The 13792-nt window shown below is 73.5% G+C and carries 10 protein-coding genes and 1 pseudogene; 7 read left to right on the top strand and 4 right to left on the bottom strand.

What is annotated here, in order from left to right; genetic code table 11:
* Window positions 1–42 precede the first annotated feature (42 nt).
* The 4 genes from QA634_RS08675 to QA634_RS08690 form a co-directional block, all read right to left on the bottom strand.
* Window positions 43–399, bottom strand: a complete 357-nt coding sequence (locus QA634_RS08675; RefSeq protein WP_012331620.1) for a response regulator transcription factor — start codon at window positions 397–399, stop codon at window positions 43–45.
* Window positions 396–1268: a S1C family serine protease gene (locus QA634_RS08680; RefSeq protein WP_012331621.1), complete on the bottom strand. Its 873-nt coding sequence runs from the start codon at window positions 1266–1268 to the stop codon at window positions 396–398. Before QA634_RS08680 ends, QA634_RS08675 begins: the two co-directional genes overlap by 4 nt.
* A 104-nt stretch (window positions 1269–1372) precedes the next feature.
* Entirely contained in the window at window positions 1373–2788 is a 1416-nt protein-coding gene (locus tag QA634_RS08685) for a DegQ family serine endoprotease (RefSeq protein ID WP_012331622.1), read from the bottom strand.
* Window positions 2789–2861: 73 nt separating this feature from the next.
* A complete protein-coding gene (locus QA634_RS08690) occupies window positions 2862–4127 on the bottom strand; it encodes a glycosyltransferase (RefSeq protein ID WP_012331623.1) in 1266 nt (421 codons plus the stop codon).
* Window positions 4128–4225: 98 nt separating this feature from the next.
* Between QA634_RS08690 and QA634_RS08695 the strand changes: the two genes are divergently transcribed.
* From QA634_RS08695 to cas7c, 7 genes and pseudogenes are all read left to right on the top strand, one after another.
* A complete protein-coding gene (locus QA634_RS08695) occupies window positions 4226–5494 on the top strand; it encodes a glycosyltransferase family 4 protein (protein ID WP_012331624.1) in 1269 nt (422 codons plus the stop codon).
* 458 nt (window positions 5495–5952) lie between these two features.
* Window positions 5953–7077 (top strand): annotated as a pseudogene (locus tag QA634_RS08700) (CRISPR-associated endonuclease Cas3''); the annotation flags it as partial.
* Window positions 7078–7150: 73 nt separating this feature from the next.
* A complete protein-coding gene (locus tag QA634_RS08705; RefSeq protein WP_012330561.1) occupies window positions 7151–8551 on the top strand; it encodes an IS30-like element ISMtsp4 family transposase in 1401 nt (466 codons plus the stop codon).
* A 23-nt stretch (window positions 8552–8574) separates the two neighbouring features.
* Window positions 8575–9723 (top strand): CRISPR-associated helicase/endonuclease Cas3, encoded by a 1149-nt coding sequence (locus QA634_RS08710; RefSeq protein WP_050777472.1) that lies wholly within the window; start codon window positions 8575–8577, stop codon window positions 9721–9723.
* Window positions 9724–10230: 507 nt separating this feature from the next.
* Window positions 10231–10911: a type I-C CRISPR-associated protein Cas5c gene (cas5c, locus tag QA634_RS08715; RefSeq protein ID WP_043700984.1), complete on the top strand. Its 681-nt coding sequence runs from the start codon at window positions 10231–10233 to the stop codon at window positions 10909–10911.
* A 2-nt stretch (window positions 10912–10913) separates the two neighbouring features.
* On the top strand, window positions 10914–12710 hold the full coding sequence (cas8c, locus tag QA634_RS08720; protein WP_265576639.1) for a type I-C CRISPR-associated protein Cas8c/Csd1: 1797 nt from the start codon (window positions 10914–10916) through the stop codon (window positions 12708–12710).
* Window positions 12703–13782 (top strand): type I-C CRISPR-associated protein Cas7/Csd2, encoded by a 1080-nt coding sequence (cas7c, locus tag QA634_RS08725; protein ID WP_012331628.1) that lies wholly within the window; start codon window positions 12703–12705, stop codon window positions 13780–13782. Before cas8c ends, cas7c begins: the two co-directional genes overlap by 8 nt.
* Window positions 13783–13792: the final 10 nt, after the last annotated feature.

Genomic DNA, 13792 nt, shown 5'->3' on the forward strand with positions numbered 1-13792 from the left:
AGCACATCGCCTCGCGGCGGGCATGGCCGGGCGGGAGGCGGATCACAGGTGGATCACCCCGCGCCGCGCCGCGTGCGCCACCGCGTCCGTGCGGCCCGTCGCGTCGAGCTTGTCGAGGAGCGAGCCGACGTGGAACTTCGCCGTGTGGACCGAGATGCCGAGCCGCCGGGCGATGGCCTTGTTCGAGGCGCCCTCGGCGAGGAGGCCGAGCACCTCGATCTCCCGCGGCGTCAGCCCGGGATCGGGTGCCGGGCCGTTGCCGGGCGGCAGCGTCACCACCGCGTCCGCCGCCTCGCCCGGCCGCGCCAGGCGCAGGCCCGGCACGTCCGCCAGCAGGGCGACCAGCCGGTCCGCGAGGTCCGGCTGCGCCACGGCGAGGGCGAGGACGACCTCGCTCACGGCCTCTCGCCGATCGTGAGGGCGACGTCGAGCGGCGCGCCGCCGCGGCGCAGAGCCAGGGTCACGACGCTGCCGACGCTGCCCGGGCCGAGCGCCCCCTGCAGCGCCGAGAGGCCGCGCAAAGGCTCGCCGTTCCAGGCCGTGACGACGTCGCCCTGGCGCAGGTCCGCCCGCGCGCCCGGCCCGTCCGGCTCGACCTGCATCACCATCAGCCCGACGCTGCGGTCCTCCAGCCGCACCGGCTGCAGGCCGAGGCCGAGATAGCCGAGCGGGATGCGCCCGCGGGATTCGAGCAGCGGCGCGACCCGCCCGATCGTCGCGGCCGGGATGACCAGGGCGCGGCGGCGCGGGCCGAACACCACCATGCCGATCGCCCGGCCCGCGGGATCGAGGGCGAGCCCGCCCTCGCCCGAGCGGCGCAGCCCGAGATCGAGGTCGATCCGCACGTCGATCTCGCCCCCGCGCAGGCTGCGCCAGGCCGGCCCCACCCGCGAGACGAGGCCGAGCGCCACCGTGGGCGCGCCCTCCGCCGCCCCGACCGCCACGGCGAGCTGGCCCGTCACCACCGGCACCGGGTCGAGGGCCGCCGCCGGCAGGTCCGTGCGGGGGATGCGCAGGAGCGCGACGTCGGTCGAGGGATCGCGGCCGAGGAGCGTGGCGGCGAGCGGCGCGCCGTCGCCCGCCCGCACGGCGATCTCGCCCTCCTCGGCGAGCGCCTCGTCGGCCGTGACGACGAGGCCCGGCTTCCAGACGAAGCCGCTGGCGCGGTGGCGGTGGGACTGGACCGAGACGACGCTCGGCGCGGCGCGGGCGGCGAGCGCCGCGAGATCCTGCGAGAAGGCCTGGAGGGCGGTGGGCGTGTCGGTCATGGCGGGGCTCCCGTCGGGCCCCGAATGTGAGGGCGCGGCGCGCGCGCGGCACCTGCCCGGGTGGGCAGGCCCCGTCCCGGCGCGCCAGGGGCTCGGCGGCCGGCTCAGCCGCTGAACAGCGAGGTGAGCTGCTGGCCGCCGCGGTTGATCGTCACCTCCCAGGCCGAGAGGCTGTTGCGGGTGATGCGGTCGAGGTCCCTGGTGCTGGCGACCGAGGCCCCGTTCACCGCCACGATCACGTCGCCCTTCTGCAGCCCGGCCCGGGCCGCGATGCTGCCGCCGTCGACCTCGGCGATCACCACCCCGTCCGCCGGGAGGTCGAGCTGCAGCTCCTCGGCGACGGCCGGCGAGAGGTTGACCGCCGTCGCCCCCAGGAAGGGCGAGCGGGTGCGGATCTTGAGCGTGTCGCGCGGGCGCGTCTCGGGCGCCGGGGCGAGGCGCACCGGCAGCGTGATGCGGTTCGACCCGCGCAGCACCGCGAGCTTCGTCTCGCCGCTGATGCCCTTGAGGGCGAAGCGGTAGCCGAAGGCCTCCGGGTCGTCGACCGGCTGGCCGTCCACGCTCAGGATCACGTCGCCGCGCTTGAGGCCGGATTCCTCCGCCGGACTCTTGCCCAGCATGCCGGCCACCAGCACCCCGGTCGGGTGGTCGAGGCCGACGCTGTCGGCGATGTCGGGCGTCACGTTCTGCAGCCGCGCCCCGAGCCAGGGCCGGCGCACGATCCGCCCGCCGCCCCGCGCCGTCTCCACCACCGCCCGCACCATGCTGGCGGGGATGGCGAAGCCGATGCCGTGGCTGCCGCCCGATTGCGAGAAGATCGCCGTGTTGATGCCGACCAGCGCGCCCGACAGGTCGACCAGGGCGCCCCCCGAATTGCCCGGGTTGATGGCCGCGTCCGTCTGGATGAAGAACTGGTAATCGGCCGAGCCCACCTGCGTGCGGGCGAGGGCCGAGACGATGCCCTGCGTCACCGTCTGGCCGACCCCGAAGGGGTTGCCGATGGCGATCACGAAGTCGCCGACCTGCAGCGCCTCGGAATCGCCGAACTCCATCGCGGCGATCCCGCCCGGCGCCTTGATGCGCAGGACCGCGAGGTCGGTGCGGGGGTCGCGCAGCACGATCTCGGCCGGGAATTCCCGCCGGTCGGTCAGCGCCACCTTCACCTCGTTCATGTTCTCGACGACGTGGTTGTTGGTGACGATCAGCCCGGAGGCGTCGACGATCACGCCCGAGCCCAGCGAGCGCTGCGCCCGCTCCTGCGTGCCGCCGGGGCCGGATTCCCCGAAGAAGCGGCGCAGGAACTCGTCCATGGCGTTGCGGTTGGCCGAGCGCTTCTCGACGTGGGCGCCGTAGACGTTGACCACCGAGGGCGCCGCCTTGCGCACGATCGGCGCGAAGGAGAGCTGCACCTGCGCGCGGCTCTCGGGCAGGGCGCGGGTCGGCGGGGCGGGGTCGGCCAGGGCCGCGGCGGGGCCGAGGGCGAGCGCGGCGACCAGGGCAAGGCGCATCGGACAGCGCATCGGGCAGGGCTCCGGGACAGGATCGAGGGCCGGCCGGGCCTGAAGGCCCCGGCGCGGCGCATCCCTATGTTCCCTAAACAGCACTGCGCTGAAAAGATGGCGCCCTGGCCGTCGCCGGGGCCGCGCGGCCGCGCGCGATCAGGGCGGCGTAGAGCCGCGCCGAGGCCGCCGCGTGGCTGGCGAGCGTGGTCGGCGCCGCCCAGTAGCGCGCATGCGCCGCACGGCCCATCCGCCGCACCAGGGTGTCGTCGGCGAGGTCGTGGAAGACCCGGGCGAGGAGGTCGACCTCCGGGCGGGTGACGAAGCCGGTCTCGCCCGGCACGATCCGCTCGGCGGCCCCGGCCCGGTTCGAGGCCACCGCCGGGATGCCGCAGGCCAGCGCCTCGTAGACCGTGAGCGGCCCGGTCTCCAGCCAGCGCGAGGGCGCCACCACCGCCCGGGCCCGGGCGCGCAGCAGCGCCTCGACCTCGCCCGGCGCGCGCCAGCCCAGCACCTCCGCGCCCGGCATCGCCGCGAGCTCCCCGGCGAGCGGCCCGTCGCCGATGAACAGGGCCGGCATCCCGGCCGCCCGGGCGGCGGCGGCCACCAGGTCCGCCCCCTTCTCGCGGGTGAGGCGCCCCACGAAGGCGACCGCGTCGCCCCGGGCCGGGTCGGCGGGGGGATGGGGGTCGACGCGGACCGGGTTGTCGATCCGGTGGTGGCGGAAGGGCCCCTCCGGCAGCATCGGGGCGAGGCGGGCCCGGCTCGCGTCGCAGACGTGGACGAGGTCGATCGGCCGGTCGCGCAGGCCGCGCAGCGCCAGCCGCGTCGCGGCCGCGCGCGCCGCCCGCACCGCCTTGTGCGCCCGCGATTGCGGGTCGCAGGCGGCGGCGAGGCAGCGGGCGCCCAGCGGGTCGAGGGAGCAGGGCTCGGCGCGGTCGAAGCGGTAATAGACGCCGTTCGGGCAGACCAGGAAGTAATCGTGCAGGGTGACCGCCACCGGCACGCCGCTCGCTCCCAGCACCGGCAGCACCGCCGGCGAGAGGCTGCGGGTCCAGTTGTGGAGGTGGAGGCAGTCCGGCCGCAGCGCCGCGAGCGCGGCGGCGAGGCGCCGCGCGGCCGCCCGGTTCCAGATCCCGTCGCGGGCGCCGCGCCAGGCGGGCTGGTCCCAGACGTCGGCGAGCCCGAGGCCGACCCGGCGGATGCCCGGATGGTCGAGGAGCGGGTCGGCCGGGCCCTCGACCCCGTGCAGGAAGGTCACGCGGAGGCCCGCCTCGGCCAGCCCGCGGGCGGATTCGATCGCGACCTTCTCGCCCCCGCCCCGCGGCAGGCAGAAATTCGTCAGGATGGCGACGTGCATCGGAGCGCTCCCGGGCCGGCCCCGGGGCGGCCCGGATTGCATTTTACCCTCGCTCAACTGCCGGGTCGTAAACGGGGCGATCGGCGGAGACGAGAGCCATGGACGTCGTCCTCATCCTCGACCACGGCCACGTGAATGGCGGCCAGGCGAAGGTCGCGCTCGACTCCGCCCTCGGGCTCGCCGCGCGCGGCCACCGGGTCGATGTCTTCGCGGCGGTGGCCCCGGTCGATCCGCGCCTCTCCGCCGCCGGGATCCGGGTGACCTGCCTCGACCAGCCGGACATCGCCACGGCCTCCTCGAAGCTCGCCTTCGCCGGGCAGATGCTGTGGAACCGCCCCGCTGCGCGGGCCCTGGCGGGGCTGCTGGCGGGCCGCGACCCGGGCCGGACGATCGTCCACGTCCACGCCTTCGCCAAGGCGCTGTCGCCCTCGATCTTCGCGGCGATCCGGCGGGCGCGGCTGCCCGCCCTCTACACGATGCACGAGTTCTTCCTGGTCTGCCCGAACGGCGGCTTCTACGACTACCGCCGCCACGCGATCTGCCGCCGCGCGCCGCTCTCGGGCGCCTGCATCGCCACGAATTGCGACATGCGCAGCTATCCGCGCAAGGCGATGCGCCTCGCCCGGCAGGTGCTGCTGGAGAAGCTGGCGCGCTGGCCGGAGGTCGTCCGGGACGTGGTGACGATCAGCGCCCTGCAGGAGGCGGCCGTCGCGCCCCACCTGCCGCCCGGACTCACCCTCCACCGGGTCGACAACCCGATCGCGGTCCCGGACCCGGGCCCGAAGCCCGCCGGACCGCCGGGGCCGCTCACCTATGTGGGCCGGCTCTCCACCGAGAAGGGCGTCCTGCTGTTCGCGGAGGCGGCGCGCCGCGCGGGGGTGCCGGCGGTCTTCGTCGGGGACGGGCCGGAGGCCGAGACCCTGCGCGGCCGCTACCCGGAGGCGCGGCTGCTGGGCTGGCGCGACGCCGCCGGGGTGGCCGAGGCCCTGCGGGCGGCCTCGGCCCTGGTCTTCCCGTCGATCTGGTACGAGGGCCAGCCGCTCACGGTCTACGAGGCGCTGGCGCGCGGCACCCCGGTCGTGGTGAGCGACGCCTGCGCGGGCCGCGAGGCGGTGGCGGACGGGGAGACCGGCTACTGGTTCCCCTCCGGCGACGCCGCGGCGCTCGCCGCGCGGCTGACCCGGCTGCAGGATCCGGCGGTCCTGGCGCGGCTCGGCGCCGAGGCCCATCGGCGCTACTGGGCCGCCCCCCTCACCCTGGAGCGCCACTGCGCCCGGCTGGAGGAGGTCTACGGCCTCGTCCTGCAGCGCCGCGCGGCCGGGCTCGCGGCCCCGGCGCCCGGCGCGCGCCTGCAGCCCGCGGCCTGATCCGGGGCGCCGGTCAGCGGCGCCCGAGGCCGAAGCCGAGATCCCGCTGGCCCCGCCCGCCCGGGATCGCCGCCAGCACGGCGGCGGGGCGCTCGCGCAGGACGAGGGCGAGGGGCACCAGGGCGACGAGGCCGAGGAGCCGGCCGGCCGCCGCGCGCAGGCGCGCGGCGAGGGGGCGGCGGGGCGGGCGAAGGAGCGGTGCGTCAGGGTGGTCATCGGAGCGTCTCCGCGTCGGGGCGGGCCATCGCGTCGAGCGCGCCCCATGCCCCTGAGTGCCGCCGGGCGGGGATTCCGTGTGCGCTGGCGCACGCGGGGAGGGCGGGGGCGGCCGCGGGCGGCTTGCATCTGCCGGGCTTGCATCTCCTGAGCTTGCATCTCCTGAGCTTGCATCTCCTGGGCTTGCGCGAATCCTGGGGTTGCACGACAGTCTCGTCCGGCAACTGCCGCAGAGAGAGCGCATGAGTTCCGTGCTGTACGCCCACAGCAAGCCGGGCCGGCCCGAGGCGGAGTGGGAGCCGCTCGCCGTGCATGCCCGATGGACCGGGCGGTTCGCCGCCCATTTCGGCCGCGCCTTCGGCTGCGCCGGCCTGGCGCGCGCGCAGGGGCTCCTGCACGATACCGGCAAGGCATCCCAGGAATTCCAGGACTATCTTTGCGCGTTGCGCGCGCGGGGCGGCGATCACTCGACCTGGGGAGCCCAGCGGGCCGACGAACTCTACGGCCGCGTCGTCGGCCGCATGCTCGCCGCCTGCATCGCCGGCCACCATGGCGGCCTTCCCGACGGCGAGGCTTTGCGGCGCCGGCTCGCGCAGGCGCAGAACGACGCGAGCCGCTGGCGGGAGCTGATCATCCCGCTGGCCCCGGAGGTGATCGCGTCGAAGCGGTGCTTCGCGCCTCCCGCCCGCGAGCGGTTCGAGCAATGTCCCGACGCCCTGGCGCGGCGGCGCGCCTTCACGAAGGCCTTCCTGATCCGAATGCTGTTCTCGTGCTTGGTCGATGCGGATTTCCGGGCCACCGAGCGGTTCATGGCGGACGGGCGGCCTCGCGCCCGGGTGAGGACCCGCCTGCGCGACCTCGACCGGCAGCTGACCGCGCACCTGCGCTGCAAGCAGGCCGACGCCAAGCCCACGGCCATCAACGCGCTGCGGGCCGAGATCCTCGCGCACGCCGTCGCCAAGGCGACCTGCACGCCCGGCCTCTTCACCCTGACGGTGCCCACGGGCGGCGGCAAGACATTGACCTCGCTCGCCTTCGCGCTCGCCCATGCGGAGCGGTACGGCAAGCGGCGGGTGATCCACGTCGCTCCCTTCACGGCCATCGTCGAGCAGACCGCCGACGCGATCCGGACGGCGGTGGGCAATCCGGGCGCCATCCTCGAACACCACGCCAACCTCGACGAGGAGGCGCTGGCGCGCAGGCTCGCGGAGGATGGCGGCGACGAGCGCGACGGCCTCGGCCCCCTGCGGCGCGCCGCCGCGACCTGGGACGCGCCCATCGTGGTGACGACGGCCGTGCAGTTCTTCGAGAGCCTGTTCGCGAACCGGCCCTCGCGCTGCCGCAAGCTGCACAACCTCGCGAATTCCGTCATCATTCTGGACGAGGCGCAGACGGTGGATTCAAGTGGTCGTCGCAACGGCTTGGCGGAGGGCGGTTGTGATGGCAGGTCGGCGGCGTTCGGATCGGGCACTTCGCGAGAAGCTGCGGTCACCGGGTCGTCCCGGGGTCGGTCTGCGCGAGACGCGGCGGGGGTTCTGGGCGTTCCTCGCGCAGGGTCTCTCCAGCGAGGTCGCAGCGATGAAGCTCGGGATCTCGCCACCGGTCGGCTCGCGGTGGTTCCGGACAGCAGGCGGAATGGCACCTTCCCACCTGTCACCATCATCCAAGTCGCCTTCTGCGCGCTACCTGTCGTTGGCTGAGCGGGAGGAGATCGCGATCCTACAAGCGCAAGGTCACGGGGTCCGGGACGTCGCTCGGCGTCTGGGACGGGCGGCGTCGACCATCTCGCGGGAATTGCGCCGCAATGCGGCGACCCGCAGTGGCGGCCTGGACTATCGCGCCACGACCGCGCAGTGGCACGCTGAACGCGCGGCACGCCGGCCCAAGCCAGCAAAACTGGCGGGGAACGCAGCGCTGCGGACGTACGTGCAGGAGCGGCTCGCCGGAACTGTCGCGACACCGGGCGGGAGCGCTCTGCCTGGCCCTAGCGTTGCCTGGAAGGGACGGCGGCACGGGCGACGCCAGAGCCGGCGATGGGGTCGATCCTGGAGTCCGCAGCAGATCGCCGAGCGCCTACGGCTCGACTTTCCGGGCGATACGACGATGCGCATCAGTCACGAGGCGATCTATCAGGCGCTCTACATCCAGGGCCGGGGCGCGCTGAAGCGTGAGCTGACCGCGTGTCTTCGCACAGGACGGGCTTTGCGTGTGCCGCGGGCCCGCAGCCTGGGCCGAGGCAGGTCGTTCGTCACCCCCGAGGTGCTCATCAGCGAGCGTCCGCCCGAGGTGGAGGACCGCGCGGTGCCGGGGCACTGGGAAGGAGATCTGATCCTGGGTCTGAAGAGTTCGGCGATCGGGACCCTGGTCGAGCGCACGACGCGCTTTACGATGCTGCTGCATCTTCCGCCGATGGACGGCCATGGGGTGACACCGCGTGCGAAGAACGGCCCGGCGCTGGCGGGGCACGGGGCCCAGGCGGTGCGCGAGGCGATCGCCGGCACGATCGCGCGCTTGCCCGAGCAGCTGCGGCGCTCGTTGACCTGGGACCAGGGTACCGAGATGGCCGAGCACGCGCGCTTGCGGATCGACGCGGGTCTGCAGGTCTACTTCTGCGATCCACGCTCACCCTGGCAGCGGGGGACGAACGAGAATACGAACGGGTTACTGCGACAGTACTTCCCGAAAGGAACGGATCTGAGCGCCCACAGCGCGAACGATCTTGCTGCTGTGGCCGCAGCCCTCAACAGCAGACCGCGCAAGACGCTGAACTGGAAGACGCCGGCAGAGGCGCTCGACGCTGTGCTGGCTGCCGTGCAAGATGGTGTTGCGACGACCGCTTGAACCCAAGGACTCTGCCGACGCGCTTGCTGCTGCCGTGCCTCGCCGCCCTGGAGGAACTGACCGGGAATTACGGCGCCACCGTCGTGCTGTGCACCGCGACGCAACCGGCCGTTCGCGTGCGGGACGGCGCCCTGCGCGAGCGCTTCCGCCCGGTCGATCACGGCCTGCCGATCGGCGCCGACCGCGAACTCGCCCCGAGGCCGGAAAGGCTGGCCGACGAGGTCCGGCGCGTCACCGTCGAGGTGCTGCCGGAGCCGATCGGCGACGAGGTCGTCGCGGCCCGCTTCGAGGCGCAGAAGCAGATGCTGTGCATCGTCAACAGCCGCGCCCATGCCCGGGCGCTGTTCGCCCGCATCCGCGGCCTGCCGGGCGCGTTCTACCTCACCACCCTGATGTGCCCGGCCCATCGGCGCGCCGTGCTCGCCGAGATCAAGGCCCGGCTCGAGGACGGGAGGCCGGTGCGGCTCGTCGCCACCTCCCTGGTCGAGGCCGGAATCGATTTCTCGTTTCCGGAGGTCTGGCGCGCCGAGGCGGGCCTCGACCAGATCGCCCAGGCGGCGGGGCGCTGCAACCGAAACGGAGAGCTGCATCCGGCGCTCGGCCGGGTCGTGGTCTTCACGCCCGCCGCGCATCGGCCGCCCCGCTCCCTCGCGGCCTTTCAGCAGGCCGCCCGGCCCGTGCTGCGGGACCACCCGGACCCGCTCGGTCCCGACGCCATCGCGGCCTATTTCCGTCTCCTCTACGCGGAGCGCGGGCTCGCGGAACTCGACGCGGCCGAGATCGACGGTCAGGCCGGGATCCTCGCGGCGTTCGGCCGCCACGGCCTGGAGCGCGGCTTCCCCTTCGAGAGCGTCGCCCGCGCCTTCCGGCTCATCGACGAGACGATGGTGCCGGTCGTCGTGCCCTGGGACGCCGAGGCGGTCCAGGCCCTCGCCGAGGTCGCCGGCATGGAGCGCCCCACCGGCGAGGCGCTGCGGCGGCTGCACCCCTACACGGTCGGCATTCCCCGGCAGGCGCATGCGGGCTGGTGCGCCACGCGCGAGATCGTGCCGGTGGGCCCGGCCTGCGGGGAGGTGCTCACGCGGTTCGCGACCATGGACCTCTACGACGCCACGATCGGCATCGATCTCTGGGCCACGGCCGCGCGGGACGGGGAGGCGGATGCGCCGTGATGCGGCACCGGACGCGACGGGTGGGGAGCGAGGCCTTCGCTCGCGCGGCGCCCCCCGACGGCGGCGCCTCGCCGTGGGAGCGGCGGCGTCGTTCACGGAACGTCGCGAGGAGGTCGTCGGGCCTCGAACAGATCCTGACAGCTCCTGACAGCGGGGCGGCCGGGCTTCCCGTGCGTCCGAGGGAGGAGTCTGTGCGCCGCCCGGCTCCCCGAAACACCGCCACTCCATGGCCGGACCGTGGAATCGCCACGGTTGTCGAGCCTGCAGCCACTCCACGGCTCTCGGTCGCAGCGTGTCAACCGGTCTATCGTGTCATGAGGACAGAAAAAATATCGTTCGCAGTTCAGAAGCCATTCTTGAATTATGCTGGTGCAGATACGGCGGCCGTTTACATGACAAATTTGTATCTTGCTATTGCTTAAGATCGCGCAGCAGAATATTTTTTGGACAGAACTCTTGCGGCGGAGACGCGAGTATGCTGAGGTAACTCGGGAGGAAGCGGGTGCGATGACATACGGGGTCCGGTTGCACGTGTGGGGTGAGCGGGCGCTCTTCACGCGGCCCGAGACCAAGGTGGAGCGCGTCTCCTACGATGTCCCCACGCCCTCGGCAGCCCGGGGCATCCTTGAGGCGATCCACTGGAAGCCCGCCATCGTCTGGCGCATCGACCGCATCCACGTCCTGAAGCCGATCCGCTTCGCGAGCGTCCGGCGCAACGAGGTGGGCGCGAAGGCGAGCACGGCGCTGGCCCTGCGCGCGATGCGGAGCGGGACGCTCGCCGGGCTCGGCCTCTCGGCGGAGATCGAGCGCCAGCAGCGCGCCGCGACGATGCTGGTCGATGTCGGCTACGTCATCGAGGCCCATCTGGAGATGACCGCGCGGGCCGGGGACGACGCGCCGGTAAAGCACATCTGCATGTTCAACCGCCGCGCCGCGGCCGGCCAGTGCTTCCACCGCCCCTGTCTCGGGACGCGGGAATGCCCGGCCGAGTTCGCGCTGATCCCCGACGGCGCGCCGCTGCCGGCCAGCTCCCTGCCCGCCGAGGAGCGCGAGCGCGAACTCGGCTGGATGCTCTACGACATCGATTTTCGTCCCGACCGCAACGAGGCCCGCTTCTTCCGCGCCCGGCTCTCGAAGGGGATCCTCGACGTGCGGGCCTGCCTGGCGGCGAACGAGGTCGTGTCGTGACGATGCTGCAGGCGCTCGATCGGTATTACGATCGGCTGGAACGCCGCGGCGAGGTCGTGATGCCCGGCTGGTCGACGGAACCGCTCGGCCTCGTCCTCGAACTCGCCGAGGACGGGACGCCGCTCGGCCTCGCGGATCGCCTGACCGCCAGGGGCAAGCCCCAGCTCGACCGCGTGCCCAAGTGGTTCTCGCGGTCGGGCACCGGCTCGACGCCGTTCTTCCTGTGGGACAACCTCGCCTACGCGCTCGGCCTCGGGACGAAGGACCCGGCCAAGACCGCGCGCGATCACGCCGCCTTCCGCGATCTGCACCTGCGCGAACTCGCCGGGGAGCGCGACCCCGCTCTCGCGGCCCTGCGCCGCTTCGTCGAAGCCTGGGTGCCGGATCCGGAGGCGGCCCGGGCCCTCGGCCTCCAGAGCCGGCACATGGCGCTCAATCTCGGCTTCCGGCTGCGCGGCGAGACCGTGCCCCTCCATCACCGCCCGGCGGCGGCGGCGCATGTGGAGCGGCTCCGGGCCGCCCACGAGGGCGGCCCGGAGGGGTTCTGCCTCGTGCGCGGCGCGCGCCTGCCCCTGGTGCGGCTGCACCCGAAGGTGAAGGGCATCGACGGCGGCGCCGCGGCGGAGATCCCGCTCGTCTCCTTCAACCAGGATGCCTTCACGTCCTACGGGCACGACCAGGGCTTCAACGCCCCGACTTCCGCGGCGGCGGCCTTCCGGTACGGGGCGGCCCTGAACGCCCTGTTGCAGCGCGGCGGCCCGAACCGGCTGCGGATCGCCGACTCGACCGTCGCCTTCTGGGCCGATGCCCGCGCCTACGACGCGTCCGTGGCGGAGCCGATCGCGCTTGCCGCGGAGGACATCTTCGGCGACGCGCTGCGCGACGGGCCGGGCCCGGCGGGGACGACCGACGCGCGGGAGACGCAGGCGCTGCGCGAGGCCCTCGTCACGGTGGCGGAGGCCAGGGCCGCGCCGGACCTTCGGCCGGACCTGATGGAGAACGTGCCCTTCTTCGTCCTCGGGCTCGCGCCCAACATGGCGCGGGTCGCGGTGCGCTACTGGCTCGCCGGCACGTTCGGGAGCTTCAGACGCGCCCTCGACGCGCACGCGGCGGCGCTCGCGATCGAGCCCAAGCCGCGCGGCTGGGGCGCGAAGCCGCCCTCGCCGGCGCGCCTCCTGCTGAAGACGACGGCCCTCGCGGAGGAATTCGACAACATCCCGCACGGGCTCGCCGCCGAGGTGACCCGCGCCATCCTGGAAAACCGGCCCTATCCGCGGACCTGGCTCGCCGCGACGATCGCGCGGCTGCGGGCCGGCGACGACCCGGGCCGCGGCTGGCACGCCGCCGCCATCAAGGCCTGCCTGAACCGTCGCAGCGAGAGGGAGATGCTTCCCGTGGCGCTTGATCCCGCCCACACAGACCCCGCCTACCAGCTCGGGCGCCTCTTCGCCGTGCTGGAGGCGGCGCAGAGGACCGCCCTTCCCGGCGTCAACACCACGATCGGCGACCGCTGGTACGCGGCCGCCTCCTCCACGCCCGCCCGCGTCTTCGGCCCCCTGCTGCGGAGCCTGAAGACCCATGTCGCCGACGCGCGCAAGCGCGGCCTGGGCGGCTGGATCGAGCCCAAGGTGGCCGAGATCATGCAGAGGCTGCCGCCCGACCTGCCGCGCGTCCTCTCCCTGGAGGCGCAGGGGCGCTTCGCCGTCGGCTACTACCACGAGCGCGGCACCCGCCCCGAGAAGAAGACGGATTCCCCGACGACGACCGGCACGGACCCGGAGGAGACCCCCCATGGCTGACGCGGGCCTGCAGCGCCGCCACGATTTCGTGCTCTATTTCGACGTGACGAACGGCAACCCGAACGGGGATCCCGATGCCGGCAACATGCCGCGCATGGACCCCGAGACGGGGCACGGCCTCGTCAGCGACGTCTGCCTGAAGCGCAAGGTGCGCAACTACGTCGAGATGGCCGCCGAGGCGGACGGCCGCGACCCGATCCGCAACCGGATCTACGTGACCGAGGGGGCGGTGCTGAACGAGAAGCACCGCGAGGCCTACCTGGCCCTGCGCCCGGACGACCCCAAGGCCCGGACCGACAAGAAGCTGACGCCCAAGTCGGACGAGGAGGCGGTCCTGATCCGCCGCTTCATGTGCGACAACTTCTTCGACATCCGCACCTTCGGCGCGGTGCTCTCGACCGGCATCAATGCCGGCCAGGTGCGCGGGCCGGTGCAGGTCTCCTTCGCCCGGTCGGTCGAGCCGGTGCTGCCCCTCGAAGTCTCGATCACCCGCATGGCCGCCACCAATGAGGCGGAGAGGAATGAGCGGCAGGACGGCGAAGACAAGGCCGGGAAGCGCGGCGACAAGCGCACCATGGGCCGCAAGCACATGGCCGCCACCAACGAGGCGGAGAGGAATGAGCGGCAGGACGGCGACGACGAGGCCGAGAAGCGCGGCGACAAGCGCACCATGGGCCGCAAGCACATCGTGCCCTACGGGCTCTACCGCGCCCACGGCTACGTCTCGGCGCCGCTCGCCTCGCATCCGGTGAAGGGCACGGGCTTCTCGGACGGGGATCTCGCCCTCCTGTTCGAGGCGCTGCGCAACATGTTCGAGCACGATCGCTCGGCCACCCGCGGCGAGATGGCGACGCGCCGGCTGGTGGTTTTCCGCCACGCCTCGGCCCTCGGGAATGCGCCGGCCCAGTCCCTGTTCGAGCGGGTGCGGACCCTGCGCGCGCACAAGGGGTCCGTGCACGAGATCGGCGCCCCCGGGACCGACAATTGGCCGCCGGCCCGCAGCTTCGCCGACTACGCCATCACCGTCGATCGCGAGGGGCTGCCGCAGGGAATCGAGGTGACCGAGTGGTGAGCCCGCCCCA

Source organism: Methylobacterium sp. CB376, from assembly GCF_029714205.1.
Taxonomy (GTDB): domain Bacteria; phylum Pseudomonadota; class Alphaproteobacteria; order Rhizobiales; family Beijerinckiaceae; genus Methylobacterium.

Bases quoted from the DNA above. Each gene is read 5' to 3' on its own strand.
- QA634_RS08680 (WP_012331621.1), bottom strand. From the start codon at position 1,268: ATGACCGACACGCCCACCGCCCTCCAGGCCTTCTCGCAGGATCTCGCG.
- QA634_RS08685 (WP_012331622.1), bottom strand. From the start codon at position 2,788: ATGCGCTGTCCGATGCGCCTTGCCCTGGTCGCCGCGCTCGCCCTCGGC.
- QA634_RS08690 (WP_012331623.1), bottom strand. From the start codon at position 4,127: ATGCACGTCGCCATCCTGACGAATTTCTGCCTGCCGCGGGGCGGGGGC.
- QA634_RS08695 (WP_012331624.1), top strand. From the start codon at position 4,226: ATGGACGTCGTCCTCATCCTCGACCACGGCCACGTGAATGGCGGCCAG.
- QA634_RS08705 (WP_012330561.1), top strand. From the start codon at position 7,151: ATGGCAGGTCGGCGGCGTTCGGATCGGGCACTTCGCGAGAAGCTGCGG.
- cas5c (WP_043700984.1), top strand. From the start codon at position 10,231: ATGACATACGGGGTCCGGTTGCACGTGTGGGGTGAGCGGGCGCTCTTC.
- cas8c (WP_265576639.1), top strand. From the start codon at position 10,914: ATGCTGCAGGCGCTCGATCGGTATTACGATCGGCTGGAACGCCGCGGC.
- cas7c (WP_012331628.1), top strand. From the start codon at position 12,703: ATGGCTGACGCGGGCCTGCAGCGCCGCCACGATTTCGTGCTCTATTTC.